The organism is Novosphingobium sp. P6W (assembly GCF_000876675.2).
Taxonomy (GTDB): Bacteria; Pseudomonadota; Alphaproteobacteria; order Sphingomonadales; family Sphingomonadaceae; genus Novosphingobium.
This window is the reverse complement of sequence record NZ_CP030352.1, coordinates 288,105-307,777: the sequence shown is the minus strand read 5'-3', so window position 1 is coordinate 307,777 and position 19,673 is coordinate 288,105. Positions and strand designations below refer to the sequence as shown.

Genomic DNA, 19,673 nt, shown 5'->3' with positions numbered 1-19,673 from the left:
TGTCCTCAGAGCATGTTCAGCAGGGTGTCGTACATCTGCGAGGCGGTGGTCATCACCCGCGCGGCGGCGGAATAGCTGTTCTGCAGCACGACCATTTGCGCCAGTTCCTCGTCGATGTTGACGCCGGAATAGGAATCGCGCCGGTTGACCGTGTCGCTCAGGCGGGCCGAGGCATCGTCTGCGGCGGTTTTCGCCAGGGATGCGGCAGACCCGGCGCTGCCAAGCAGGCGGCTGGCGAAGCTGGAGATCGTGGAGCTGCCGTCCTTGCCGAAATCGGCGGTGGCGGCGAGCGCGTCGACAAAAGCGTTGGCGCCCCGGATATCGCCCGCGCCGATCGCTTTCGTGCCGATCGCCGCGTCCAGTTGCAGTCGGGCCAGCGGCAGGCGCGTGGTGTCGTTCAGGATCGCGGCGGGGACTTCGGCGGTGCGCAGCCCGCTTGCCGCCCCGGTCAGGCCCGAGAGCGCCGAGAACGACAGGCCGGTGCCATTGCGATCCGTCGAATCCGAGGGGATCGATATCGTCGCCCCGGCGCTGGCGGACTTGGGGGTGAAAGCAACGCGGCCCCGCTCGTCGAGCGCGAAGGAACCAAAGGCGCCCAGCGCGCCGGAATTCAGCCCGCCGACAAGGTCGCCCCAGGTCGAGCCGGTGTCACCGCTCAGCGTCTGGGTGGCAAGGACTTTGCCAGCCGCGTCGCGCAGCACGATCTGCGCGGTTTCGCCCGCGCCGAACCCGTGCGGATCGTCGGCGGTAAAGCCAGAAGGGGCCAGCGCGCTGTCGCCCGACCGAACCAGGTTGTTGAGGCCGAAGAACTGCGAGAATCCCACTCCGGCACGGTCGCTGGGGGCATCGGCATCCTGCGCGACGGCAACGCCGTAAGCGCTCGACGCGGCGGCGATGGACAGAACGCCGTCCTCGATGCTGGCACTCGCCATGGGCGAGAGGCCGGCGTTGATCGCGGCCACCGCGTCATCCACCGTGGCGCCCGAACCCAGCGCGTCGAAATCGACGGTGGTCCTGGCCACCAGCGTGCCGTCCTTCGCCAGCACCGCGAACGTCGCCTTGCCGGTGAAGCCCAGCCGGTCGCTGCCGATCAACCCGTTGGCCTGCCCGGTCAGGGTCTGCGGCGGGGGCAGCGTGGTGCCCTCGTTAGCGACTTTGTTGAGCGTTTCGGCAAGGCCGCTGAACAGCTGGCCCAGCTGCTCGGAGAAATTCGGCAGTGCGCGGTCGCGCATGTCGAGCAAGCCGCCCAGCTTGCCGCCGACGGCCGTGGAATCGATCTTCTCGCCGGTGGACGCGCCCATCGAACCGTCGGCATTCGTGAAGCGGATATCGATCGGCGCATAGCTCGCCTGCGAGACGGCGACCCCCGAGGCATAGTTCAACTGGCGCAGGCGCTTGTCGAGAAGCACCTGGCCCGAAGCGGTGTCGATGGTGACGCGCCCGTCCGGCTGCTCACGCACGCTGACGTCGACGAGGCCGCTCAGTTCCTCCAGCGCCGACATGCGCGAATCCGCCGGGCCGGATGTGGTGAGGCCAAGGCCCTGCAGGCGCGAGACTTCGTTGTTGAGGTCGTGGATCTTGCTCAGCAGCACGTTGACCCGGCCGACCGTGTCCGAAACCTCGCTCTCGACGTCGGCCTGCAGGTTGGCCACATCGCCCTGCAACCCGCTGAGCGTGTCGATGGTGTCGGAAACGGTGCCGGTGAACTGGGCGATCGCCTCGGGCGAGCCTTGCAGCCCGGCGATCGCGGAAACCGAACTGGAGATCGCGGTCAGCCGCGCCGCCAACCCGGAAGCGCTGCTGGGCGAGCCGAGCAGAGACTGCAGGCGGTCGAGATAGTTCGACACCGCGTCCGTTCGACCCGCCGTTCCCGCGCGCTGGTACACCGAGTTCTCGAGGAACTTGTCCGCCACCCGCGCCGGTTCGCCGACGACCACGCCGTTGACATTGCCGCCCGCCACCGACGCGCTCTGCGCCAGCTTCTGCCGCGCATAGCCGGGGGTGTTGACGTTCGCGATGTTGGTCGAGACCGTCTGCATCCCGGCCTGCGAGGCCGAGAGGCCCGACATGGCGGAACTGAGGATCGAGTTGATGGACACGGATCAGGCCGCCTTGATCGCCGCCGGGCTCAGCGCTTCAGGTTGCTTACTTCCTGGAGCATGTCGTCGACCGTCGTGATGATCTTGGACGAGGCCGAGTAAGCGCGCTGGAACAGGATCATGTTCGAGAACTCCGCCGCCAGATCGACGTTCGAGGCTTCGAGCATGCTGGCCGAAAGCGTGCCGCCGCCGACCGTGCCCGGCTCGTTGATGGCTACGTTGCCCGACTGTTCGGAAACGAGATAGGCATTGCCGCTGATGCGCGTCAGCCCGTCCGGATTCTGGAAGGTGGCGAGCGGAAGCTGGTAGATCGGGCGCGAGGTGCCATCGTCGAACACGGCGCTGACCACGCCCTTGTCGGAGATCTTCACCGAGGCGACCGTGCCCAGCATGCCGCCGTCGACGGTCGAGGACAGCAGCGCCGAGGTGCTGCCGAACTGGGTCAGCCCGTCGAGCCCGGCATTGCTGCCCATGTCGAGGCTGATCGGGGTGGAGCCGGCGCCGTTGGACCAGGTGATGTCCAGGTTGCCCAGCAGCGACTGCGCGGTGCCCAGGTTGAGGCTGCCGTCGGCATTGAAGCGGATCGTGCCGCTGGCAAGCAGGCCCGAAGCGGGGACGGCATTATCGCCGATGGTGGCGATCTCGGCCGGGTCGCCCGTTACTTCGGTGGCCCAGGCGTTCGCGCCGGTCTTGACGAAGTTGAAGGTCAGCGAGTGCGAGGTGCCCTGCGCGTCATAAACCACCACCGAGCGCGAGAACTGCGGGGTGAGAGTGCCTTCGCTCATGGCGCCCGCCGTGTAGCCGGCGACCGGAGTCGCGGTGGAATCGAGGTTCGCGCGCAGCTGGATCGCAGTGGTCGGGGTTGCCGCGCCGGTCAGCGCATTGGGCCGGATCGGCTGAAGCGAAGCCTCGCTGCCGTTGTTGACGTAGGACCCGGTCGCATCGAGCGGCCAGCCCATCAGGTAATAACCGGCGGTGTTGCGCAAGTAGCCCGAGGAGTCCGTGGTGAACGATCCGGCGCGGGTATAGGCAGTAGTGCCGCCCGCATCGGGGCTGGAGCGCACGACAAAGAAGCCCGCGCCGTCGATGCCGATGTCGGTAAGGCTGCTGGACGCCTGGAGCAGGCCCTGCTTGGAAATCAGCGCCTTGGGCGTCGCGGTGACGCCGCCGGCGGAATAGCTGCTGCTCAGGCTGCCGCCCGTGACCAGCGTTTCGAACTGGGCGGAGACACCCTTGTAGCCGATCGTGTTCACGTTGGTGATGTTGTCCGCAACCGTGGCCATGGCGCTCGACTGCGCGCTGAGACCGGAAACGCCGGCATAAAGAGCGGAATAGAGGCTCATGTATATTCTCCTGTGCGTGCGGACGGGCAGCAGCCTCGCGGGACCGGACACAGGCATTGTAGAAAGAAATCTCATCTGGCGGTCCCTGCGCGCGGGAAAATGAAGGAGGCGGCAAAATTTGCCCACCTGCCGCGCACGGGGACGTTTTTCATCCTATAATGCTGGGGTCTAAAATAGGGCTTGGCTGGACATGACGCTTCGCATTTCGCTTCGCAACGGAGAGCCGGTGATCGTGAACGGCGCGGTCCTGCGCGCGGTTGGCCGCACCGATCTCGTCCTCGAGAACGAGGCGACGATCCTGCGCGGGCGCGAGGTGATGAAGCCGCAGGACGCCGATACTCCCGCCAAGCAACTCTACTTCGCCTGCATGATGGCCTATATCGACCCCGCCGACATCGCCCGCCACCAGCAGACCCTGCTCCAACGCCTCGAAGCGCTGATGACGGCGCTGGAATCGCCGGAAGCGAAGGGGGTATGCGTTCACTTCGCGCAGAAGGTCGCGACCGGCCAGTTCTATCAGGCGCTGGGGGAATGCCGCTGGCTGATCGCCTATGAGGCCGATGCACTGGCCCGCGTTCCCGCTGCTCAGCCCCCCGAAGCGGCCACCCCCGCCGCCTGACGGGAAGGCGCGAGGAATGATCCCCTTTTCGCCACTGCAAACGGTGAAGCAGGCGCGATGAGCAGCCTTGCCTCCGCCGCCGAGGGCCTGCGCATGCAGACGCCCGACCAGCGCTACGGCCGGGTCGTCGCGGTGCGCGGCGCGTTGATCGAGGTGGACGGCCTTGCCGGCGCCGCGCGCATTGGCTCACGCGTGACGCTGCGTTCGCAAGCCGGCAACGTCGAGGCCGAGGTGATCGGGCTGGACCACGGCATCGCCCACTGCATGCCCTTCAACGAACCGGACGGCATCGCCTCGGGCTCGCGCGCCGATCTTTCCGCCAGACAGGCGGGCCTGCGCCCCTCGGCCGGATGGCTGGGCCGGGTGGTCGATGGGCTTGGCCGGCCGGTCGATGGCAAGGGGCCATTGCCGCAAGGCCCCGTCCAGCGCCGCATCAAGGCCGCCCCGCCGCCCGCGTCCTCCCGCGCCAGAGTGGGGTCGCGCATCGAAACCGGGGTGCGCGCGCTCGACCTGTTCGCACCGCTGTGCCGGGGGCAGCGCCTGGGCCTGTTCGCCGGATCGGGCGTGGGCAAGTCAACCCTGCTGTCGATGCTGGCGCGCTGGACCGAATGCGATGTCGCGGTGATCGGCCTGATCGGCGAACGCGGCCGCGAAGTGCAGGAATTCATCCAGGACGACCTTGGCGAGGAGGGCCTTGCCCGCAGCGTCGTCGTCGTCGCCACCTCGGATGAGCCGGCCCTGCTGCGCCGCCAGGCCGCGTGGACGACGCTCGCAGTGGCCGAGCATTTCCGCGACGAAGGCTGCGAAGTGCTGTGCCTGATGGATTCGGTCACCCGCTTCGCCATGGCCCAGCGCGAGATCGGCCTGGCCGGCGGCGAACCGCCAGCGACCAAGGGCTATACTCCCACCGTCTTCGCCGAACTGCCGCGCCTGCTGGAGCGGGCCGGGCCGGGCGCCGCGGTGCAAGGATCGGCGCCGCAAGGCACGATCACGGGGCTGTTCACGGTGCTGGTGGACGGCGACGACCACAACGAGCCGGTCGCCGATGCGGTGCGCGGCATTCTCGATGGCCACGTCGTCATCACCCGCCAGATTGCCGAGCGCGGGCGCTATCCCGCGATCGACGTGCTGCGCTCGGTCTCGCGCACGCTGCCCCATTGCCTGAGCGTGGAAGACAATGCCCTGCGTCTGGCCGCGCGGCGCGAATTGTCGACGTGGAAGGACATGGAAGAAATGGTGCGCCTCGGCGCCTACCGCGCAGGTTCCAGCGCGGAAGTAGACCGCGCCGTCGCCATCGCCCCGCGTATCGAAGGCCTGCTCCAGCAGGACCGGCTGGCACGCAGTTTCGCCGTGCAGGACTTTGCGGCGTTGGCCGCCATTCTGGAAGGTTCGCCATGAAGACGCCTTACGACGCCGCAATGCGCGTGCGCCAACGCGAACTGGACGAAGTCAGCACCGCGATCCGCGCCGAATCCGGAACGCTGAGCGTGCTCGAACAGGAGCGCGAACGGCTGCGCGCAGCGCTGCGGAGCGAGGCGCAGGTCGCGGCCGAACTCGCGCTATGTTCGCAGGCTTGGCAGGGCCGGATGCGCGGCCAAGGGCGCGAACTCGGCGTCCTTCAGGCGCAGGTGCAGGAACGGATCGAGCACTTACGCGAAGTGGCCATCGATGCTTACGGCACGTTGCGCAGCATCGAAACGGCGGCGGAAGATTACCGCCGCGACGCCGCCCGGGTCGAGGCCAGCGCGGAACAGTCGGCGAGCGACGATCTGGGCGCGGTGGCCTTCCTAAAGGCGCGCCGGTCGATCCGGCGTGAAAACCCGCGATGATCGACGGGCCGAAGTCCTCCGGCATCGGCGCTGCCAACCTGACGGCGGCGCAGAAGGCTAACCTCATCTACAACGAGGCGCGCGGCGAGCTTTCGGGCCGGCTGTGGCGTGCCGCCCTTGGCTCGGCCGAGGACGACCAGCGCGCCCAGTCGGCGCCCGGGCAGGTGACGGCGGGAACGGCCGCCGAACCGATCGGGCTGGACCGGCTCCTGGCGATGCTCGATCCGGCGGCGCCGGCCGTGGCAGCCACTTCCGCGCCGGGAACGCCCCTGACAGCAGACGAGGCCCCTGCCCTCCCCGTCGGCGACGATGCTGTAGCCGCGATGCAGGACGGCCCGAATGCGCGCTATGCCGGGATGCTGGACGCTGCCGCCGCGCGCAGCGGAATCCCGGCCTCCGCGCTTGCCGCGATTGTCGACGCCGAGGCGGCCAAGGGTGCCGGGGGCACCTGGCAACCCTATTCGCGCAACCCCCGATCAAGCGCGGCGGGACTTGGCCAGTTCCTGAGCACAAGCTGGGAAGGCGAGGCCGAACGCGGCGGAACCTGGCTCAACACTACGGCGCAGGCCAACGGGTGGCTCAATGCGAAAGGGCAGGTGAAGTCCGAAAACCGCTCGGCGCTGCTGGCGCTGCGGTACGATCCGCGCGCCTCCATCGAAGCCGTGGCCGACTACGCCAGCGCCAATATCGAGGCACTGCGCGGATCGGGCCTGCGGATCGGCGGCGAGGTTTCCGAGGTGGCGCGGGCCGCCTATCTTGGTCACCACCTGGGCCTCGGCGATGCGCGGCGTTTCCTTGCAGGCGGGCTTGAGCCTGAGCGCGCGCGAAGGCTGCTCAATGCGCAAGTCGGCGGGGCGGATGCCGAACGCCGCATCGCCAAGGCGGGTAGCGCGGTCACAGCACACCGCGCATGGCTGCTCGATTACGTAGGCCGCCATGTGCGCCCTGAAAAATTTGGCTGACAGGTAAGGCGCCACTTTTTTCGCAGGCCGGACCAGAACGCGAAATCCGCCTTGGCGATGAGCAAAAAAGCCTTTGATTGAAGGCGAACCGGGCCAACGCCGGGGCAAAATCCGATGCCTGCGACCGCACCGGCGCATCAGCGCGCTATCGCACGCTAGTGGATAACTCAGATATAGGATTGTTGGTTCCCGAAATATAGGAATAGATTCTCGTCTTGTGGACGTGGTGCAAGGGGCCCCGCGCGCCGCTGGGGTTCGTCATGTCTAAGATCACTGCCGCCCTCGAGGCATCAGTCGCGACGGTCAGGGACAACACGCCGCCGGAAGGCACCGCGCAGACCCGGCGCCAGCGCGCCTGTGTCGACCATGCCTTTGCCCGGATTCTCAAGCTGATCGCGCCGCGTATCCGCCATTTCATCCGCCAGTACGGCCTTGCCTGCCACTGGGACGATGCCGAGCAGTGCTGCGCCATCGCCGTCCACCGCGCGATCCAGAGCTACGAGCCGGAAAAGGCGCAGTTCACGACCTTCGTGAACTGGCAGATCCGCGGCGAACTGCAGAGCCTGCGCTTCCGCGTCATGACCGACCAGCGCCCGTCGGCCCGCAAGGTCGAGGCGACCACCGTCTCGCTCGACGCGATCACCGGCGGCGAGGACGGCGAGGGCCTGTCGATCCTTTCCGCCATCGCCGACGAAGACGCGCTCGGCCGTACCGAAGCGGGGGCGTCAGACTATCTTGCCAAGGCGGCGATGAATGCGCTGACCGAAAGCTACGTCGAACATCTGCGCAATTCCGGCCTCGAACGCATTCGCCGCCGTGCGCATAATGCCCAGCCCAAGCCGGTGAAGGCCAAGCGTCCCGATAACGCCGCCGCAGCGCCGCCCGTGCGCCGTCCGGGCCGGGCGCCGCTCGATCCGGCGGAATTGACCGAGCTGGAACAGCGCCTCGAACACAACCGGCAGGTCGTAGAAGGCCGCCTGTTCGAAACCGCTCCGCCGCTCGACCTGGGCGAGGACGAAACCGGACTGGCCCGCGAACGGGTTCGTCAGGTGGCCAAGCGCGCCGCCAAGACCATGAGCGATCTTGCCGTGATGGACCCGCGCTTTTCGCTTATGGCCGAATACCGGCAGGCAATGCTCGCCGCGCACTGAGGCTTGTCAGTGGGCGCCGATCTCAGGCCCGGTCTCAGGCTGGGGCGCCGTTTTCGTTCGAAAGACCGCTGATGACGGCGCGGTTGACGGAGATCAGTTCGTCGATCGCCTCGCGCCCGGTAATGACCAGCGAGGTGTACTTGTCCACCCACAGGCCAAGCGAAATGATCCCGGCCCGCAGTTCGTCAGGCAGCCCGTTTTCGGGGGACTGGCACAAGTTGCGAAAGATCGTCCACGCCTGCCGGTTGCGGTGAAGCGCGGGGGCCAGCTTCACGCCGGCAAGTCCGGCATCGCGCGCGGCGATCATCTCGCTGGTGATCTCGCTCATCAGCCGGTATTCCGTGCTGCGCGGCGTGGCGGCGACTTTCTGGGCGCGGACATAGGCATTGACGGACATCGCGAGCAGGCTCCGGCTTCGATGCACCATGGCCGAGAGGGGCACTCGGCCGGGCGCCTTTCTCATATAGGATGATCGAAGGCGAACCGGTCGCGGCTCGAACATCGGTGGCGGAAAATGCGCTCATCGCACCGCATCCCGGCGCAGCGTCCTATAACTAAGCCATAGACCGCGCGCGCGGCCCCCTATTTGCGGACTTCCTTTTCATGCTGAACATCGTCGGCCTTGTCGTCATCCTGCTGTGCGTCTTCGGCAGCTTCCTGATGTCGGGCGGCAGCATGACGGTTATCTTCCATGCGCTTCCGCATGAGATGATGGCGATCGCCGGCGCGGCGCTGGGCGCCTTCGTCCTCGGCAATTCGATGACGACGCTTAAGAAGAGCTGGGCCGGCGTGGTGCGCGTATTCAAGGGCAACCGCTGGAAGGAGGCCGATTTTCGCGACCTTCTCGCCCTGCTTTACACCCTGCTGGCGACGTTCCGCAAAGGCGGCGCCAACGCCATCGAGCCGCATCTGGACGCGCCTGCCGAAAGCCCGATCTTCTCGCGCTACCCCAGCCTGCTGAAGGACCATGAGCTGGTCGAGTTCATCTGCGACTACCTGCGCATGATGACCGTCAACTTCGAGGACCCGCACCAGCTGGCCGAGGCGATGGAAGGCGACATGGAGCGCCATCATCACGAGGAAATGGCCCCCCAGCACGCGATCCAGATGATGGCCGACGGCCTGCCCGCCATCGGCATCGTCGCCGCCGTTCTGGGCGTCATCAAGACCATGAGTTCGATCGACCAGCCCACCGAAGTGCTGGGCGCGATGATCGGCGGCGCGCTGGTCGGCACGTTCCTGGGCGTTCTGCTGGCCTACTGCCTGGTCGGCCCGATCGCGCAGAAGCTGCAGCAGATCATCGACGCCGACTTCAAGCCTTTCCTCATCGTCAAGACCGCGATCATCGGCCACGCGCAGGAGCAGCCCACCGAAGTGGCCATCGAACTGGCCCGCCGCATGACGCCGTCGACTTACGCGCCCAGCTTCCAGCAGATGGAAGCGGCGCTGGAGGCGGTGAAGGAACAGCTCAATGCCGCTCCGGCCTGACCCGGCGCGCTAGGCCATGGCTGGAAAAGACCCCAACAAACGCCCGATCGTAATCCGCAAGGTCAAGAAAGTGGTCGGCGGCGGCCATCACGGCGGTGCGTGGAAGGTCGCCTATGCGGACTTCGTGACCGCGATGATGGCCTTCTTCATGCTCCTGTGGCTGCTGGCCAACCCCGACGAGGTCCAGCTCAAGGGCCTGGCCGAATACTTCACGCCCGAGACCCAGAAGAACAGCCTTTCGACCACACTAAGCGACCGCCCCGGTGCGCAGCCGGGCGCAGGAGGCCATGGCCGCAACGACCAGTCCTCCGATAGCGAGGCACGCGGCCAGCCTGCCGCCGAAGCGGGCGCCGAAGGCGTGTCGCGCGGGGGCACGGCGGACGTTCCCGAAGCGGCTCTGCGCGTCATGGCGGAAGAGATGCGGGTGGAACTGGAACCCCCGCTCGATTCCGATCAGGGCAAGCAGAACATCGACGTGCGGCCCAGCCGCGAAGGGATGCGCATCCATCTGATCGACAGCCCGCAGCGCTCGATGTTCAAGGGCAGCACCGCGCAGCTCAACGACTTCGCCAAGGCCATGCTGGCCCGCGCCGCGCACAAGCTGGCGGGCATCGACGCGCGCATCGCCATCCAAGGCCACACCGATGGCAGCGGCGGCGACAGCGAGGCCAACTGGATTCTTTCGGCCCAGCGCGCCCTGGCCGCGCGGTCGGCGATGGTGGCGGCCGGGCTGCCTGCGGACCATTTCTCCGAAGTCGTCGCCAAGGCGGGCACCGAGCCGGTCTATCCCGAGGCGCCCGACCGCCCGGAAAACCGGCGCATCACCATTGTCGTCATGGCGCAGGCGGGCGCTCTGCCCCGCGACGCCAGTTTCAAGTTCTGAGGCCATGATAAAGCGCATAGCTATCGGCGTCGCTGCGGTGATCGCGGGCCTTGGTGTCGGCGGGGCCGGGGCATGGGGCGTCTCGCACTATCTGCCGCAGTTCGCCGGCGGCGCCGCTCACGGCAAGGCCGCGACGAAAGTCGAGACCACGTTCGTGCCTGCGGGCGAAATCCTCGCCCCGCTGGTATTCGCGGACGGGCGCCTATCGGGCTACGTCACCTTCGAATGCCAGCTGGAAGTGCCCAAAGACAAGAGCGAGGAGGTCGGCGCGAAGCTGCCCCTGCTGCTCAACGCGATCAACCTGCGCACCTACCGCAGCCCGCTTGCCAGCGGGCCGGACGGGCTGGTCCCCGGGCTGGACGCCTTCCGCAAGGTGGTGATGGAAGCGGCGCTCGAAGTCTACGGCAAGGGTGTGGTGCGCTCCGTCGCGGTGACGCGGGCCTCTCCGGCGTAAGCGCCAGCGGCTGCTTCGCGGGCCGGGTCACCCGAACGTAATCACCGCGGCCGAAGCCAGCAGAGCAAGGACGCTGGGGTAGAAGGTAAGCGCAAACCCGAAGGCCCGGCCCTTGGCGCCATGCCTGTAACCCAGCCAGAACAGAAGCCGGCCAACGGCAAAAAGACAGGCCAGCGCCGCGACCAGCGCATCGGAGCGATTGAAACTTGCCGCGACGATCAGGTGAGCGGCGACGGCAAGGCCGGCCTGCTCGAACGTGTTTTGCAGGATCGCTCCGGCGACCCGAACCTTGTCGGACCCCGATCCGGCGCCGCTGCCGGCAATGTCGCTTTCCGAGAAGAAGCGCAGACGGGCAACATTCGCGATCCCCGCCGCCAGCCAGACGACCACCAGAAGATCGATACGGATGGCGAACTGCAAACGGGAAACGAACGGCGCGGCCGCGCTACGATCCATCGTCAGGGCAAGGCCCATGATGCAGATCGTCAGGACGAGCGCGCCGGCCATCGCCCATGCAACACCCCGCTGCTCCTGCCTGAAGTCCTGCATCGCCGTCATCCGCCCTTCCCTGCATCGTTGGCCGATGCAGGATGAACGAAACAGGGCTTTTTGGCCACCGCGATGCAAGCCGCCAGGCCGCGGCCTGCCGACCTGCCGCTGCCCGGTTTAGCCCGGCCCGCCGAAACTCTTCACCAGCGATCCGGCGACCAGCGCCCACCCGTCCACCAGCACGAAGAAGATGATCTTCATCGGCAGCGATATCGTCGCCGGTGGCAGCATCATCATGCCCATCGCCATCAGCACGGCGGCCACGGCAAGGTCGATCACCAGGAACGGCAGCAGCAACAGGAAGCCGATCTCGAAGGCGCGGCGCAGTTCCGAGATCATGAAGGCCGGCATCAGCGTCGTCATCGGCAGTTCCGCGCGAGTATGCGGCGTCTTGCCGGAAAGGCGGACGAACAGCTTCACGTCGTCCTCGCGCACCTGCTTGAGCATGAAGGAATGGAACGGTCTGCTCGCCCGTTCCAGCGCCTGCGTCTCGTTGATGGTGCCTGCGTTGTACGGCTCCATGCCCTGTTTCCAGGCGGCATCGAAAGTCGGAGCCATGACGAAAAAGCTCAGGAACAGCGCCAGGCTGATGACGATCGGGTTCGGCGGCACGCCCTGCACGCCCAGCCCCGAGCGCAGCAGAGAGAGCGCGACGACGATGCGCGTGAACGACGTGATCGTCATCAGGATGCCCGGCGCGAGGCTGAGCACCGTCATGATCATGACGAGCTGGAGCACGCGGCTCGTCATGCCGCCGCCCCCCGCCCCGCCGCCTGTAAGCGCCGCCGCGGCCTGTGCCAGGGCAGCTTCCGGCAGGGCAATGAGCAGCACGGCGCCGACAAGCGCTGCGCAGCGCTTCACGCTCAAGACCGAGCGAAATTTGCAGGCAACGGCTTCAGACATCGGGGGTAATCTCGGGCTTGCGCACGAAGCGATGCAGGGCGGCGCCGCCCTTCAGGCCGAACCTGGACGGTGCGGGATCGGGGATGTCGCCTTGTGCGAACCAAACTTCGGGCAGGGCGGGAATCCTGGAGGCGAAAGTCGCTTCCTCTTCCTTCGGCGCTGAAAGGGCAGGCGCTGCCGGAGCGCGGGCGGTGTCCAGCACCACCACGCCTTCCGGGCCGATCATCAGGCTGAACTCGGTGTCGTCGCGGCGCAGCAGAACGACCGAGCGGCGCTGGTCGATCGCCAGCCTTTCAACCACCTTCAGGCGGCGATCAGGTGCTGCATTTCCGAACTTTTCCAGCCACCTGCCAAGGCCCTTGCCGTCCACCGTCAGATCGAACCGGCGCACTGCCCACAGGCCGCCCCAAAGCGCACCCAGAACGACACTGAGCGCGCCCAGCGTGCGCAAAAGCTGCCATGCATCCACGTCTCAGCGTTCCCGCTCGACGACATGGGTGATCTCCAGCGACATCGCCTCGCCGTTGACGAGGATGCGGCCCTCGGCAACGAGGCGGTCGTTGACGTAGACGCGCGTGGGATCGTCCTGCCCGCAGTCGAGCGGGATCATCGCGCCGCGGCTCATCTTGAGCACCTGGCGGATCGGAATGCTCGTCGATCCGAGCACGATCTGCAGGTCGATGGGAATGCCTTCGAGGACGGACACAGCGCGTCTCCTTTCATGGCGGATTATAGGAAATAATTTATAGGAGCGATCCGCCACTAGGAAAAAATTGCCTATAAGGATGCCAGGGGTCCCGCCAAGGGTAGGCGGGCATTTGCGGGCAGGAGCGCGTTCGTGGCGGAACTGGGCAATTCGATCGACGTCTCGGCATCGGGGCTGCGGGCGCAGGCGCTGCGCATGCGGGTGATCGCCGAGAACCTTGCCAATTCGGATTCCGTGGCAAAGACGCCGGAAGGCGATCCTTATCGCCGCCGCGTCGCCACTTTCGCCGCCGAAGTCGACCGTGCCAGCGGAGCCACCCAGGTCTCGGTCAAGTCCATCGAGGCGGACAAGAGCGCCTTCGGGCGCGTCTACCAGCCCGGCAATCCGGCGGCGGACGGGCAAGGCTATGTCGAGCAGCCCAACGTCAACCCGGTGATCGAAGCGGCCGACATGAAGGCGGCGCAGCGCTCCTACGAAGCCAACCTCAACGCCATCGAATCCGCGCGCGGCATGACCATGCGCACCATCGACCTGCTGAAGTAAGGATAACCGGCAATGTCGATCGGAGCACTCGACGCAGCCTCGGCCTATGGCCGGGCGATGCGCGCCGCTTCGCCGCTTTCGGGCGGCACGCAGGGGGCCGCAGGATTGGGCGCAGCCGGCCTCGGTGCCGGTTCCGCGGCGGGGGCAAGCGGCGGCCTTACCAGCATCGGGCCAGGCCTTGCGCCCGGCATCGGCGGCCTTGGCGGAACGCTGGGCACCCAGACCGGCGGCAGCAGCTTTGGCGGCATGATCGAATCGATGGTCTCCGAAACGGCGGGCTCCCTGCGCGCGGCGGAGACACAAAGTGTCAAGCAGATAGGCGGCAAGGGCGACCTGATCGACGTCGTCACTGCCATCGGCGCGGCGGAAACGGCGCTCGATACCGTGGTTGCCGTGCGCGACCGGGTCGTCTCGGCTTATTCCGACATCATGCGGATGCAGATCTAGGGCGATGCTTCCGTCCCTCGTCCTTACGAGCGCAGCAAAGCCGTGAACCCCGAACAGGCCATCGAACTGGCGCGCGCGGCGCTTATGCTGATGCTGACCATCGCCGGTCCCATGCTGATCGCCGCACTGATCGTCGGCGTTGTCATCGGCCTGCTTCAGGCGCTGACCCAGGTGCAGGAAATGACGCTGACCTTCGTGCCCAAGCTGCTGGTGCTGGGCGTGGTCATGCTGATCAGCCTGCCGATGATCGGCCATGCGCTGGGCGCCTTCATGGACCGCATCGCCGACGTCATCGTCTCGGGCTGAGACCATGGACGCGCTCGACCTGGCGACGCTGCTCAGGCTGCCAATCGATACGGCGACTTTCCTGATCCTGTTCTGCCGGGTGGGCGCGGTGCTCATGTTGCTGCCCGCCTTCTCCGAGGAATCGGTGCCTCCGCAGATCCGCCTGGTGATGGCGCTGGCCTTCACCTTCGGCATGTACGGCATGCTGGAGGGCCGCGTGGCCCCGGCGGTGAAGTCCGACATTTCGCTGCCGCTGCTGGTGATGGGCGAGGTGATGGTGGGCCTTGCCATCGGCATGGTGGTGCGCATCATGTTCAGCGCGGCCGCCATCGCCGGCGCCATCGCCGCACAGCAGGTCGGGCTGTCCTCGGCGCTGGTCAACGATCCGGCAATGGGCGGGCAGGCACCATTGCTCTCGCGCCTGATCGGGCTGGCCGCTGTGGTGGTGTGCATGGGAACCGGCGTTCATCACATGTGGATTTCCGCGATCTTCGGCTCCTACGCGACCTTCCCGGTGGGAGGCATGCCCCCGGCGGCGGACTTCGCGCACCTTGCCGTCTCGGTGATGGGACAGGCGCTGGCGCTGGGGTTGAGCCTTTGCGCGCCGCTGATTCTTTACGGGATGCTGTTCAACCTCGGGCTGGGGCTGGCGGCGCGCGTGGCGCCATCGATCCAGGTGTTCTTCATCTCCCAGCCGCTCAACCTGCTCCTGGGCCTGTCGGTGCTGGCGATGTCGATCGGGGCGATGCTGACCGCCTTTGCCGCCGCGATGGCGACGTTCATGCAGGACGGGTGGAAGCTCTAGGATGGCTGACGAAGCCGACAAGGACCAGCGGACTCACGAACCTACGGCCAAGAAGCTGGAGGATGCGCGCAAACGCGGCGAAACCGCGATGGCGCCGGAGATGCGCCACGCCACGATGATGGCGGGCGCGCTGGCGGTTACCGGCTGGCTGGGCCTTTCTGCTATGCAGCGCCTTGGCACCATGCTGAAGCGCCTCTGGGGCAATGCCGATGACTACCCGCTCGACGCGGACGGCGCCCAGAACCTTGCCACCGGAGTGGTGTGGCATGCGGCCTTGTCGCTGCTGCCGATCTTCGCGGTGCTGCTGGCCACTGCCGTCGCCACCGTGTTCCTGCAGGGCCGCGCCACGCTGAGCTGGTCGCGGGTGGCCCCCAAGTGGTCCAAGCTTTCTCCCGCCAGCGGGGCGCAGCGCCTGTTCGGCACCCGCGCGCTGGTGGAATTCGCCAAGACCCTGGCCAAGATCAGCGCCATCGGCCTTGTCGTGTGGATGGTGCTGGCGCCTCGTCTCGAAGGGGTGGACGGACTGGTCGGCCGCGCGCCGGGCGCGATCGGCGCGGCGGCGGCGGGGCTGGCGTTCGAGGCGCTGCGCGCCGTCGTCCTGCTGGTGGCGGCGCTGGCGCTGTTCGATTTCATCTACCAGCGCCGCGCCTTCCTGAAGCGGATGCGCATGACGCTGCAGGAAGTGAAGGACGAGCACAAGCAGGCCGACGGCGACCCCAAGATCAAGGCCAAGATCCGCCAGATCCAGATGCAGCGCGCCAGCAGGCGGATGATGTCGGCCGTGTCCGGCGCCAGCGTGATCGTCACCAACCCCACGCACTACGCCGTCGCGCTGAAGTACGAGCACGGCGTCACCGCCGCGCCGACGGTGGTGGCCAAGGGCGTCGACGCGGTGGCCCTGCGCATTCGCGAAGTCGGCGCCGAGGCGAACGTGCCCATCTTCGAAAGCCCCCCCCTCGCCCGCGCGCTGTTCGCGGCGGTGGAGATCGACCACCCGATCCCCATCGAACACTACGCCGCCGTGGCCGAGATCATCGGCTATGTGATGCGTATCGCCCGCGAAAAGGGGCAGTAATAGCGCGGGCGTGCTCCCCAGCCGCCCGCGCTACTGGTGGATAGCCTTGTGCTGCAAAGATGCGGCGACGGCTTCCACTGGTGCGACTTGGCCCGGGTCCTGGCTTTCGTCCGCAGCCAGGTCGCCGGTGCCGTAACACCATTTCATCAGGCGGGTGAAAGACGGGCTGCCAGCAAAGGCCACCTCGCCGCCGCCGTAGAAGAAAGTTTCGGTTCCGGTGAACGGCCCCCGCTCGTTCACGGCCTTCACCCGCCCGTGATAGATTTTGCTGTCGCCGGAGCACTGTTCGACGGATTCGAATTCCGCCGAAGCGCCTGCGACGAGGTTCCTCTTCACGGCCTCCTCGACCTCGTTCTTGCACCCGCTCAAGGCGGCCGCCGCTCCCAGCAGCAGTGCTCCAATATGCACGGATTTCATGCTCTACCCCCAAGGCTGGCCCGCCGCTGCCCCGCCCCGGACAGTGTGTTTAACTATTTGAGGTTCGGCAATAATCAGGATCAACGTCCGAAAGCAGGGAGGTGGAATTGCCCCATTTGCACGGCCGGTATTTGTCACCATGCTACTGCGCCGAAACCTGCCGGGCAGGGCCCCAGCGCCCATAAAGTTCTGCGCGGCGAGAAAACCGCATGACGCGCGCCCGGTCTGCGCCCGGTTCATCCTATAATGACCACGATGCCCAGGCTTTCGCTCCCGATGCTTCTGGCCGCCCTCGCGGCATGGCTGCTCACGCCTGCGAGCGCGCTCGCCGGGCCGCAGCCGCGCATCAAGGACATCGTCGACGTCGAAAACGTGCGGACCAACCAACTGGTCGGCTACGGCCTGGTGGTCGGCCTGCAGGGCACCGGCGACCGCATCCGCAACGTCCCCTTCACCGAGGAGACGCTGCAGGCCATGCTGGAGCGCATGGGCGTGAACATTCGCGGCACCCAGATGCTCACCCAGAACGTCGCAGCAGTAACCGTGACGGCCACGATGCCGCCCTTCGCGCGCTCCGGCTCGACGATGGACGTGCAGGTTTCCGCCTTGGGCGATGCCACCAGCCTTCAGGGCGGCATTCTGCTCGTCTCCTCGCTGCGCGCGCTCGACGGCGAGATCTACGCCGTGGCGCAGGGACCTGTCGCCGTCTCGGGCTTCAAGGCGCAGGGCGCGGCAGCCAAGCTCAGCCGCGGCGTGATGACCACCGCCCGCATCGCCGGCGGCGCCATAATCGAGCGCGAGGTCGCCTACGACCTGCGCTCCGCCCACAGCTTGAAGCTGGCGCTCAAGAACCCCGACTTCACCACCGCGCGCCAGATCGCGGCGACCATCAACCGCGAGGCGCCCGGTTCGGCCGAAGTGCTGGACCCCGGCACGGTGGAGCTGCGTCCCTATGGCAGCGCCTCGATCATCGACCTCATCACCCGCATCGAGAACCTGCCGGTGCAGGTCGACCAGCCCGCGCGGATCGTCATCAACGAGGCTGCGGGCACCGTGGTCATGGGCGCCGACGTGCGGGTCAGCCCGGTCGCCATCGCGCAGGGCGGGTTGACGATCAGCGTCACCGAAACGCCCATGGTCTCGCAGCCCGGACCGCTTTCGGGCGGGCAGACCGCCGTCGTCCCGCGCACCACGATCCAGGCCGACGACGGCAGCGGCGCCTCGCTGGCGGTGCTGAACAGTGGCACCTCGCTGCAAACGCTGGTCGCCGGGCTCAATTCGCTGGGCGTCAGCCCGCGCGATCTCATCACCATCCTGCAGGCCCTGCGTACAGCCGGCGCGCTACAGGCCGAAATAGCGGTGCAGTGACATGACCGATCCCGTCGTTTCCCCAGCCGCCGCTCCGATCAGGCCCAAGCCCCAGGTCATCACCCCGGACCGCAGTCCCGCCGGCGTCGCGCGCCAGTTCGAGGGCGTGTTCGCCGGGCAGATCACCAAGATCATGATGGAAACGGTGGAGCAGGGCGACGAATTCTCCGGCGGCCACGGCGAGGAGATGTTTCGCGGCATCCTGGCAGAGCAGATCGGCAACCAGATCGCGCAGGGCAAGGGTCTTGGCATAGCCTCGGCCGTGGAAGCGCAGATCATCCGCCTGCAGGGAGGCCAGAATGCCGGAGCAGCCGATGGCAAGTGACGTGATCGAGATCATGACCTCGCTCTCTGCGGTCATGCGCGAGGAAACCGCGCGGCTGAACGCGCATGAGCGAGCGCTGGACCTGGCCGAACTGGCAAGCGCCAAGGCCCGCCTCGTCGGTGCGCTGGAGGAGCGGCTTGCCCGGCTTGGCCGGCAGGAGCCGAGCTGGTCGGCGCAGATGGACGATGCCACGCGCGAGCGTTTCGCCGATGCACTGGGTGAACTGCGCGCCGCCTCCATGGTCAACGCCGCGCTGCTGGAACGCCAGATCGAACTGTCCGCCGACATGATGTCCGCGATCTCCGCCGAGGCGAAGCGCCTGACCGGCAACCGCACGTATGCCTACGGTGCCAGTGGCAACCTTGCCCGCACCGACCTGACGACGCCGATTTCGCTCAACGGCGAATTCTAGGGCGCAGGCCCGGGATCAACCCCGAACGCCTGACCGGGCTCCATCGCCGCATGGTGGGAGGAAAGGCTCGATCAGGACGGGTTATGGCGGGGCAGCGTGCGAAGCGCTGAAACGATGGAACCTGCCGTGACCTCAACCTGCCTGCGCGCTTCCAGGTGCATCAGCGCCAGCCATTCGCTGATGACGTTGATGCCCTGCTGCGTCAGTACCAGATAGACCCGGCGTTGATCCGCGCTGTCCTTCACGTAGGCCACCAGCCCCTTTCTGGAGAGCTTGGAGACGTGGTCGATGGCTGTCGTCGTCGGGTATGTGGAGGCCGCGCAGGCACGCGAAACGGTAATGCTGCCACGTCCGTGGTTCTGATAGAGATCCAGCAGCATCAGCCAGCCGCATTCCTCTACCTCCGGCGCGACCCGGCGCCTGACGGCGATGGCATCCAGATAGACCTGGACGTTGTCGATCTCGCATTCGATCCGGGCATGGTCGCCCAGGGCCGTCTGCAATTCATCCCTCAATTCGTCTATTTTCAGCACTGTTCAGCTCCTGCGAGGAGGACTGTCGCAGGTCCAGGATAGGACCCACGCACAGCACGATAAGTTCCGGTATGCTCCAGACGCCCGATATCGCCTTGAACAGCAGCGGCGAGTTCGGCGCGAACTGCCAGGCCAGGAACGACAGGACACTGAGCATGTGGAAGGCGCAGATCCAAAGCGGCCAGTACCGGTCCGTCCGGGCCGCCACATGCGCCAGCCCGCCGAGCAGGACGAGGTCGACGATGATCGTCGCATCCGGCAGCGTCACCATTTCCTTCAACGTCGTGGCGCCGAAGAATGTCGACAGCGCCGCGACGAGAAACATCAGGCATATCTTGCGTCCTTCCGGCCCGCCCCAGGCGAGCGCGGGCACGCAAGCGGCGATCATCAGAAGCGTAAAGGCGATGTTGAGAAGCATGACCTTGCGTTTAACCTTTGAGGGCCTGCGTCAAGGTCACCTTCTCCAACCGGATCGAA

Annotated in this window: 26 protein-coding genes; 16 read left to right on the top strand and 10 right to left on the bottom strand. The window is 66.7% G+C overall.

What is annotated here, in order from left to right:
* Positions 1 to 5: 5 nt before the first annotated feature.
* A complete protein-coding gene (gene flgK, locus TQ38_RS01540) occupies positions 6 to 2,099 on the bottom strand; it encodes a flagellar hook-associated protein FlgK (RefSeq protein ID WP_043973878.1) in 2,094 nt (697 codons plus the stop codon).
* Between the two features lie 29 nt (positions 2,100 to 2,128).
* A complete protein-coding gene (gene flgE, locus TQ38_RS01535) occupies positions 2,129 to 3,442 on the bottom strand; it encodes a flagellar hook protein FlgE (RefSeq protein ID WP_043973880.1) in 1,314 nt (437 codons plus the stop codon).
* Between the two features lie 190 nt (positions 3,443 to 3,632).
* On the opposite strand from flgE, the gene TQ38_RS01530 reads away from it, so the two are divergent.
* The 5 genes from TQ38_RS01530 (at position 3,633) to TQ38_RS01510 (ending at position 8,003) form a co-directional block, all read left to right on the top strand.
* Positions 3,633 to 4,061, top strand: a complete 429-nt coding sequence (locus tag TQ38_RS01530) for a flagellar biosynthesis repressor FlbT (RefSeq protein ID WP_043973882.1) — start codon at positions 3,633 to 3,635, stop codon at positions 4,059 to 4,061.
* Positions 4,062 to 4,118: 57 nt separating this feature from the next.
* On the top strand, positions 4,119 to 5,459 hold the full coding sequence (fliI, locus tag TQ38_RS01525) for a flagellar protein export ATPase FliI (protein WP_043973884.1): 1,341 nt from the start codon (positions 4,119 to 4,121) through the stop codon (positions 5,457 to 5,459).
* A complete protein-coding gene (locus tag TQ38_RS01520) occupies positions 5,456 to 5,890 on the top strand; it encodes a flagellar FliJ family protein (RefSeq protein ID WP_043973886.1) in 435 nt (144 codons plus the stop codon). The genes fliI and TQ38_RS01520 overlap by 4 nt, the downstream gene beginning before the upstream one ends.
* Positions 5,887 to 6,852: a hypothetical protein gene (locus tag TQ38_RS01515; protein WP_043973889.1), complete on the top strand. Its 966-nt coding sequence runs from the start codon at positions 5,887 to 5,889 to the stop codon at positions 6,850 to 6,852. The genes TQ38_RS01520 and TQ38_RS01515 overlap by 4 nt, the downstream gene beginning before the upstream one ends.
* A gap of 260 nt (positions 6,853 to 7,112) precedes the next feature.
* Positions 7,113 to 8,003 carry a DNA-directed RNA polymerase sigma-70 factor gene (locus TQ38_RS01510; RefSeq protein ID WP_043973891.1) on the top strand — a complete coding sequence of 297 codons (891 nt, stop codon included), beginning with the start codon at positions 7,113 to 7,115 and terminating at the stop codon, positions 8,001 to 8,003.
* A 34-nt stretch (positions 8,004 to 8,037) separates the two neighbouring features.
* Here the strand turns inward: TQ38_RS01510 and flaF are convergent, their stop codons facing one another.
* On the bottom strand, positions 8,038 to 8,400 hold the full coding sequence (gene flaF, locus TQ38_RS01505; RefSeq protein WP_043974520.1) for a flagellar biosynthesis regulator FlaF: 363 nt from the start codon (positions 8,398 to 8,400) through the stop codon (positions 8,038 to 8,040).
* A gap of 206 nt (positions 8,401 to 8,606) precedes the next feature.
* Between flaF and motA the strand changes: the two genes are divergently transcribed.
* The 3 genes from motA to TQ38_RS01490 are packed head-to-tail and all read left to right on the top strand — an operon-like array spanning position 8,607 to position 10,828.
* The gene (gene motA / locus TQ38_RS01500) at positions 8,607 to 9,491 is read left to right on the top strand and encodes a flagellar motor stator protein MotA (RefSeq protein WP_043973894.1); all 885 of its coding nucleotides are present in this window, start codon (positions 8,607 to 8,609) and stop codon (positions 9,489 to 9,491) included.
* 16 nt (positions 9,492 to 9,507) lie between these two features.
* Positions 9,508 to 10,374, top strand: a complete 867-nt coding sequence (locus tag TQ38_RS01495) for a flagellar motor protein MotB (RefSeq protein WP_043973896.1) — start codon at positions 9,508 to 9,510, stop codon at positions 10,372 to 10,374.
* A gap of 4 nt (positions 10,375 to 10,378) precedes the next feature.
* Positions 10,379 to 10,828, top strand: a complete 450-nt coding sequence (locus tag TQ38_RS01490; RefSeq protein WP_205316060.1) for a hypothetical protein — start codon at positions 10,379 to 10,381, stop codon at positions 10,826 to 10,828.
* Between the two features lie 27 nt (positions 10,829 to 10,855).
* Here the strand turns inward: TQ38_RS01490 and TQ38_RS01485 are convergent, their stop codons facing one another.
* From TQ38_RS01485 to TQ38_RS01470, 4 genes are all read right to left on the bottom strand, one after another.
* The gene (locus TQ38_RS01485) at positions 10,856 to 11,386 is read right to left on the bottom strand and encodes an MAPEG family protein (protein ID WP_043973900.1); all 531 of its coding nucleotides are present in this window, start codon (positions 11,384 to 11,386) and stop codon (positions 10,856 to 10,858) included.
* A 108-nt stretch (positions 11,387 to 11,494) separates the two neighbouring features.
* A complete protein-coding gene (fliP, locus tag TQ38_RS01480; protein ID WP_043973903.1) occupies positions 11,495 to 12,280 on the bottom strand; it encodes a flagellar type III secretion system pore protein FliP in 786 nt (261 codons plus the stop codon).
* Positions 12,273 to 12,749 carry a flagellar biosynthetic protein FliO gene (locus tag TQ38_RS01475; RefSeq protein ID WP_082057613.1) on the bottom strand — a complete coding sequence of 159 codons (477 nt, stop codon included), beginning with the start codon at positions 12,747 to 12,749 and terminating at the stop codon, positions 12,273 to 12,275. Before TQ38_RS01475 ends, fliP begins: the two co-directional genes overlap by 8 nt.
* A gap of 3 nt (positions 12,750 to 12,752) precedes the next feature.
* Complete coding sequence (locus TQ38_RS01470) at positions 12,753 to 12,986, bottom strand: FliM/FliN family flagellar motor switch protein (RefSeq protein WP_043973906.1); 234 nt, start codon at positions 12,984 to 12,986, stop codon at positions 12,753 to 12,755.
* Positions 12,987 to 13,118: 132 nt separating this feature from the next.
* Here TQ38_RS01470 and flgC point away from each other — a divergent pair, with 132 nt between their 5' ends.
* From flgC to flhB, 5 genes are read left to right on the top strand one after another with little or no spacing between them, the layout of a single operon-like run.
* The gene (flgC, locus tag TQ38_RS01465; protein ID WP_043973909.1) at positions 13,119 to 13,529 is read left to right on the top strand and encodes a flagellar basal body rod protein FlgC; all 411 of its coding nucleotides are present in this window, start codon (positions 13,119 to 13,121) and stop codon (positions 13,527 to 13,529) included.
* A 12-nt stretch (positions 13,530 to 13,541) separates the two neighbouring features.
* Positions 13,542 to 13,976 (top strand): flagellar hook-basal body complex protein FliE, encoded by a 435-nt coding sequence (locus TQ38_RS01460; RefSeq protein WP_043973911.1) that lies wholly within the window; start codon positions 13,542 to 13,544, stop codon positions 13,974 to 13,976.
* A 42-nt stretch (positions 13,977 to 14,018) separates the two neighbouring features.
* Positions 14,019 to 14,282: a flagellar biosynthetic protein FliQ gene (locus tag TQ38_RS01455; protein WP_043973912.1), complete on the top strand. Its 264-nt coding sequence runs from the start codon at positions 14,019 to 14,021 to the stop codon at positions 14,280 to 14,282.
* A gap of 4 nt (positions 14,283 to 14,286) precedes the next feature.
* Positions 14,287 to 15,066 carry a flagellar biosynthetic protein FliR gene (fliR, locus tag TQ38_RS01450; RefSeq protein ID WP_043973914.1) on the top strand — a complete coding sequence of 260 codons (780 nt, stop codon included), beginning with the start codon at positions 14,287 to 14,289 and terminating at the stop codon, positions 15,064 to 15,066.
* 1 nt (position 15,067) lies between these two features.
* The gene (gene flhB, locus TQ38_RS01445) at positions 15,068 to 16,141 is read left to right on the top strand and encodes a flagellar biosynthesis protein FlhB (RefSeq protein WP_043973915.1); all 1,074 of its coding nucleotides are present in this window, start codon (positions 15,068 to 15,070) and stop codon (positions 16,139 to 16,141) included.
* A 30-nt stretch (positions 16,142 to 16,171) separates the two neighbouring features.
* Here the strand turns inward: flhB and TQ38_RS01440 are convergent, their stop codons facing one another.
* The gene (locus TQ38_RS01440; protein WP_043973917.1) at positions 16,172 to 16,558 is read right to left on the bottom strand and encodes a hypothetical protein; all 387 of its coding nucleotides are present in this window, start codon (positions 16,556 to 16,558) and stop codon (positions 16,172 to 16,174) included.
* 255 nt (positions 16,559 to 16,813) lie between these two features.
* On the opposite strand from TQ38_RS01440, the gene TQ38_RS01435 reads away from it, so the two are divergent.
* From TQ38_RS01435 to TQ38_RS01425, 3 genes are read left to right on the top strand one after another with little or no spacing between them, the layout of a single operon-like run.
* Positions 16,814 to 17,926: a flagellar basal body P-ring protein FlgI gene (locus TQ38_RS01435; protein ID WP_043974526.1), complete on the top strand. Its 1,113-nt coding sequence runs from the start codon at positions 16,814 to 16,816 to the stop codon at positions 17,924 to 17,926.
* A gap of 1 nt (position 17,927) precedes the next feature.
* Positions 17,928 to 18,251: a rod-binding protein gene (locus tag TQ38_RS01430; protein WP_043973919.1), complete on the top strand. Its 324-nt coding sequence runs from the start codon at positions 17,928 to 17,930 to the stop codon at positions 18,249 to 18,251.
* Positions 18,226 to 18,663, top strand: coding sequence for a flagellar biosynthesis protein FlgN (locus TQ38_RS01425; protein ID WP_240197921.1), 438 nt, complete (start codon positions 18,226 to 18,228; stop codon positions 18,661 to 18,663). The genes TQ38_RS01430 and TQ38_RS01425 overlap by 26 nt, the downstream gene beginning before the upstream one ends.
* Before the next feature lie 71 nt (positions 18,664 to 18,734).
* Here TQ38_RS01425 and TQ38_RS01420 read toward each other — a convergent pair whose 3' ends face one another.
* A complete protein-coding gene (locus TQ38_RS01420) occupies positions 18,735 to 19,196 on the bottom strand; it encodes a hypothetical protein (protein ID WP_162792180.1) in 462 nt (153 codons plus the stop codon).
* A complete protein-coding gene (locus tag TQ38_RS01415) occupies positions 19,168 to 19,614 on the bottom strand; it encodes a hypothetical protein (protein ID WP_043973924.1) in 447 nt (148 codons plus the stop codon). Before TQ38_RS01415 ends, TQ38_RS01420 begins: the two co-directional genes overlap by 29 nt.
* Between the last annotated feature and the right edge of the window lie 59 nt (positions 19,615 to 19,673).

Coding starts and splice junctions, on each gene's coding strand:
- TQ38_RS01460 (WP_043973911.1), top strand. CDS start 13,542: ATGTCGATCGGAGCACTCGACGCAGCCTCGGCCTATGGCCGGGCGATG.
- TQ38_RS01510 (WP_043973891.1), top strand. CDS start 7,113: ATGTCTAAGATCACTGCCGCCCTCGAGGCATCAGTCGCGACGGTCAGG.
- flhB (WP_043973915.1), top strand. CDS start 15,068: ATGGCTGACGAAGCCGACAAGGACCAGCGGACTCACGAACCTACGGCC.
- TQ38_RS01430 (WP_043973919.1), top strand. CDS start 17,928: ATGACCGATCCCGTCGTTTCCCCAGCCGCCGCTCCGATCAGGCCCAAG.
- TQ38_RS01520 (WP_043973886.1), top strand. CDS start 5,456: ATGAAGACGCCTTACGACGCCGCAATGCGCGTGCGCCAACGCGAACTG.
- flgE (WP_043973880.1), bottom strand. CDS start 3,442: ATGAGCCTCTATTCCGCTCTTTATGCCGGCGTTTCCGGTCTCAGCGCG.
- fliI (WP_043973884.1), top strand. CDS start 4,119: ATGAGCAGCCTTGCCTCCGCCGCCGAGGGCCTGCGCATGCAGACGCCC.
- fliP (WP_043973903.1), bottom strand. CDS start 12,280: ATGTCTGAAGCCGTTGCCTGCAAATTTCGCTCGGTCTTGAGCGTGAAG.
- TQ38_RS01415 (WP_043973924.1), bottom strand. CDS start 19,614: ATGCTTCTCAACATCGCCTTTACGCTTCTGATGATCGCCGCTTGCGTG.
- TQ38_RS01435 (WP_043974526.1), top strand. CDS start 16,814: ATGCCCAGGCTTTCGCTCCCGATGCTTCTGGCCGCCCTCGCGGCATGG.
- TQ38_RS01490 (WP_205316060.1), top strand. CDS start 10,379: ATGATAAAGCGCATAGCTATCGGCGTCGCTGCGGTGATCGCGGGCCTT.
- TQ38_RS01515 (WP_043973889.1), top strand. CDS start 5,887: ATGATCGACGGGCCGAAGTCCTCCGGCATCGGCGCTGCCAACCTGACG.
- TQ38_RS01530 (WP_043973882.1), top strand. CDS start 3,633: ATGACGCTTCGCATTTCGCTTCGCAACGGAGAGCCGGTGATCGTGAAC.
- TQ38_RS01485 (WP_043973900.1), bottom strand. CDS start 11,386: ATGACGGCGATGCAGGACTTCAGGCAGGAGCAGCGGGGTGTTGCATGG.
- TQ38_RS01440 (WP_043973917.1), bottom strand. CDS start 16,558: ATGAAATCCGTGCATATTGGAGCACTGCTGCTGGGAGCGGCGGCCGCC.
- TQ38_RS01495 (WP_043973896.1), top strand. CDS start 9,508: ATGGCTGGAAAAGACCCCAACAAACGCCCGATCGTAATCCGCAAGGTC.
- fliR (WP_043973914.1), top strand. CDS start 14,287: ATGGACGCGCTCGACCTGGCGACGCTGCTCAGGCTGCCAATCGATACG.
- flaF (WP_043974520.1), bottom strand. CDS start 8,400: ATGTCCGTCAATGCCTATGTCCGCGCCCAGAAAGTCGCCGCCACGCCG.
- TQ38_RS01425 (WP_240197921.1), top strand. CDS start 18,226: ATGCCGGAGCAGCCGATGGCAAGTGACGTGATCGAGATCATGACCTCG.
- motA (WP_043973894.1), top strand. CDS start 8,607: ATGCTGAACATCGTCGGCCTTGTCGTCATCCTGCTGTGCGTCTTCGGC.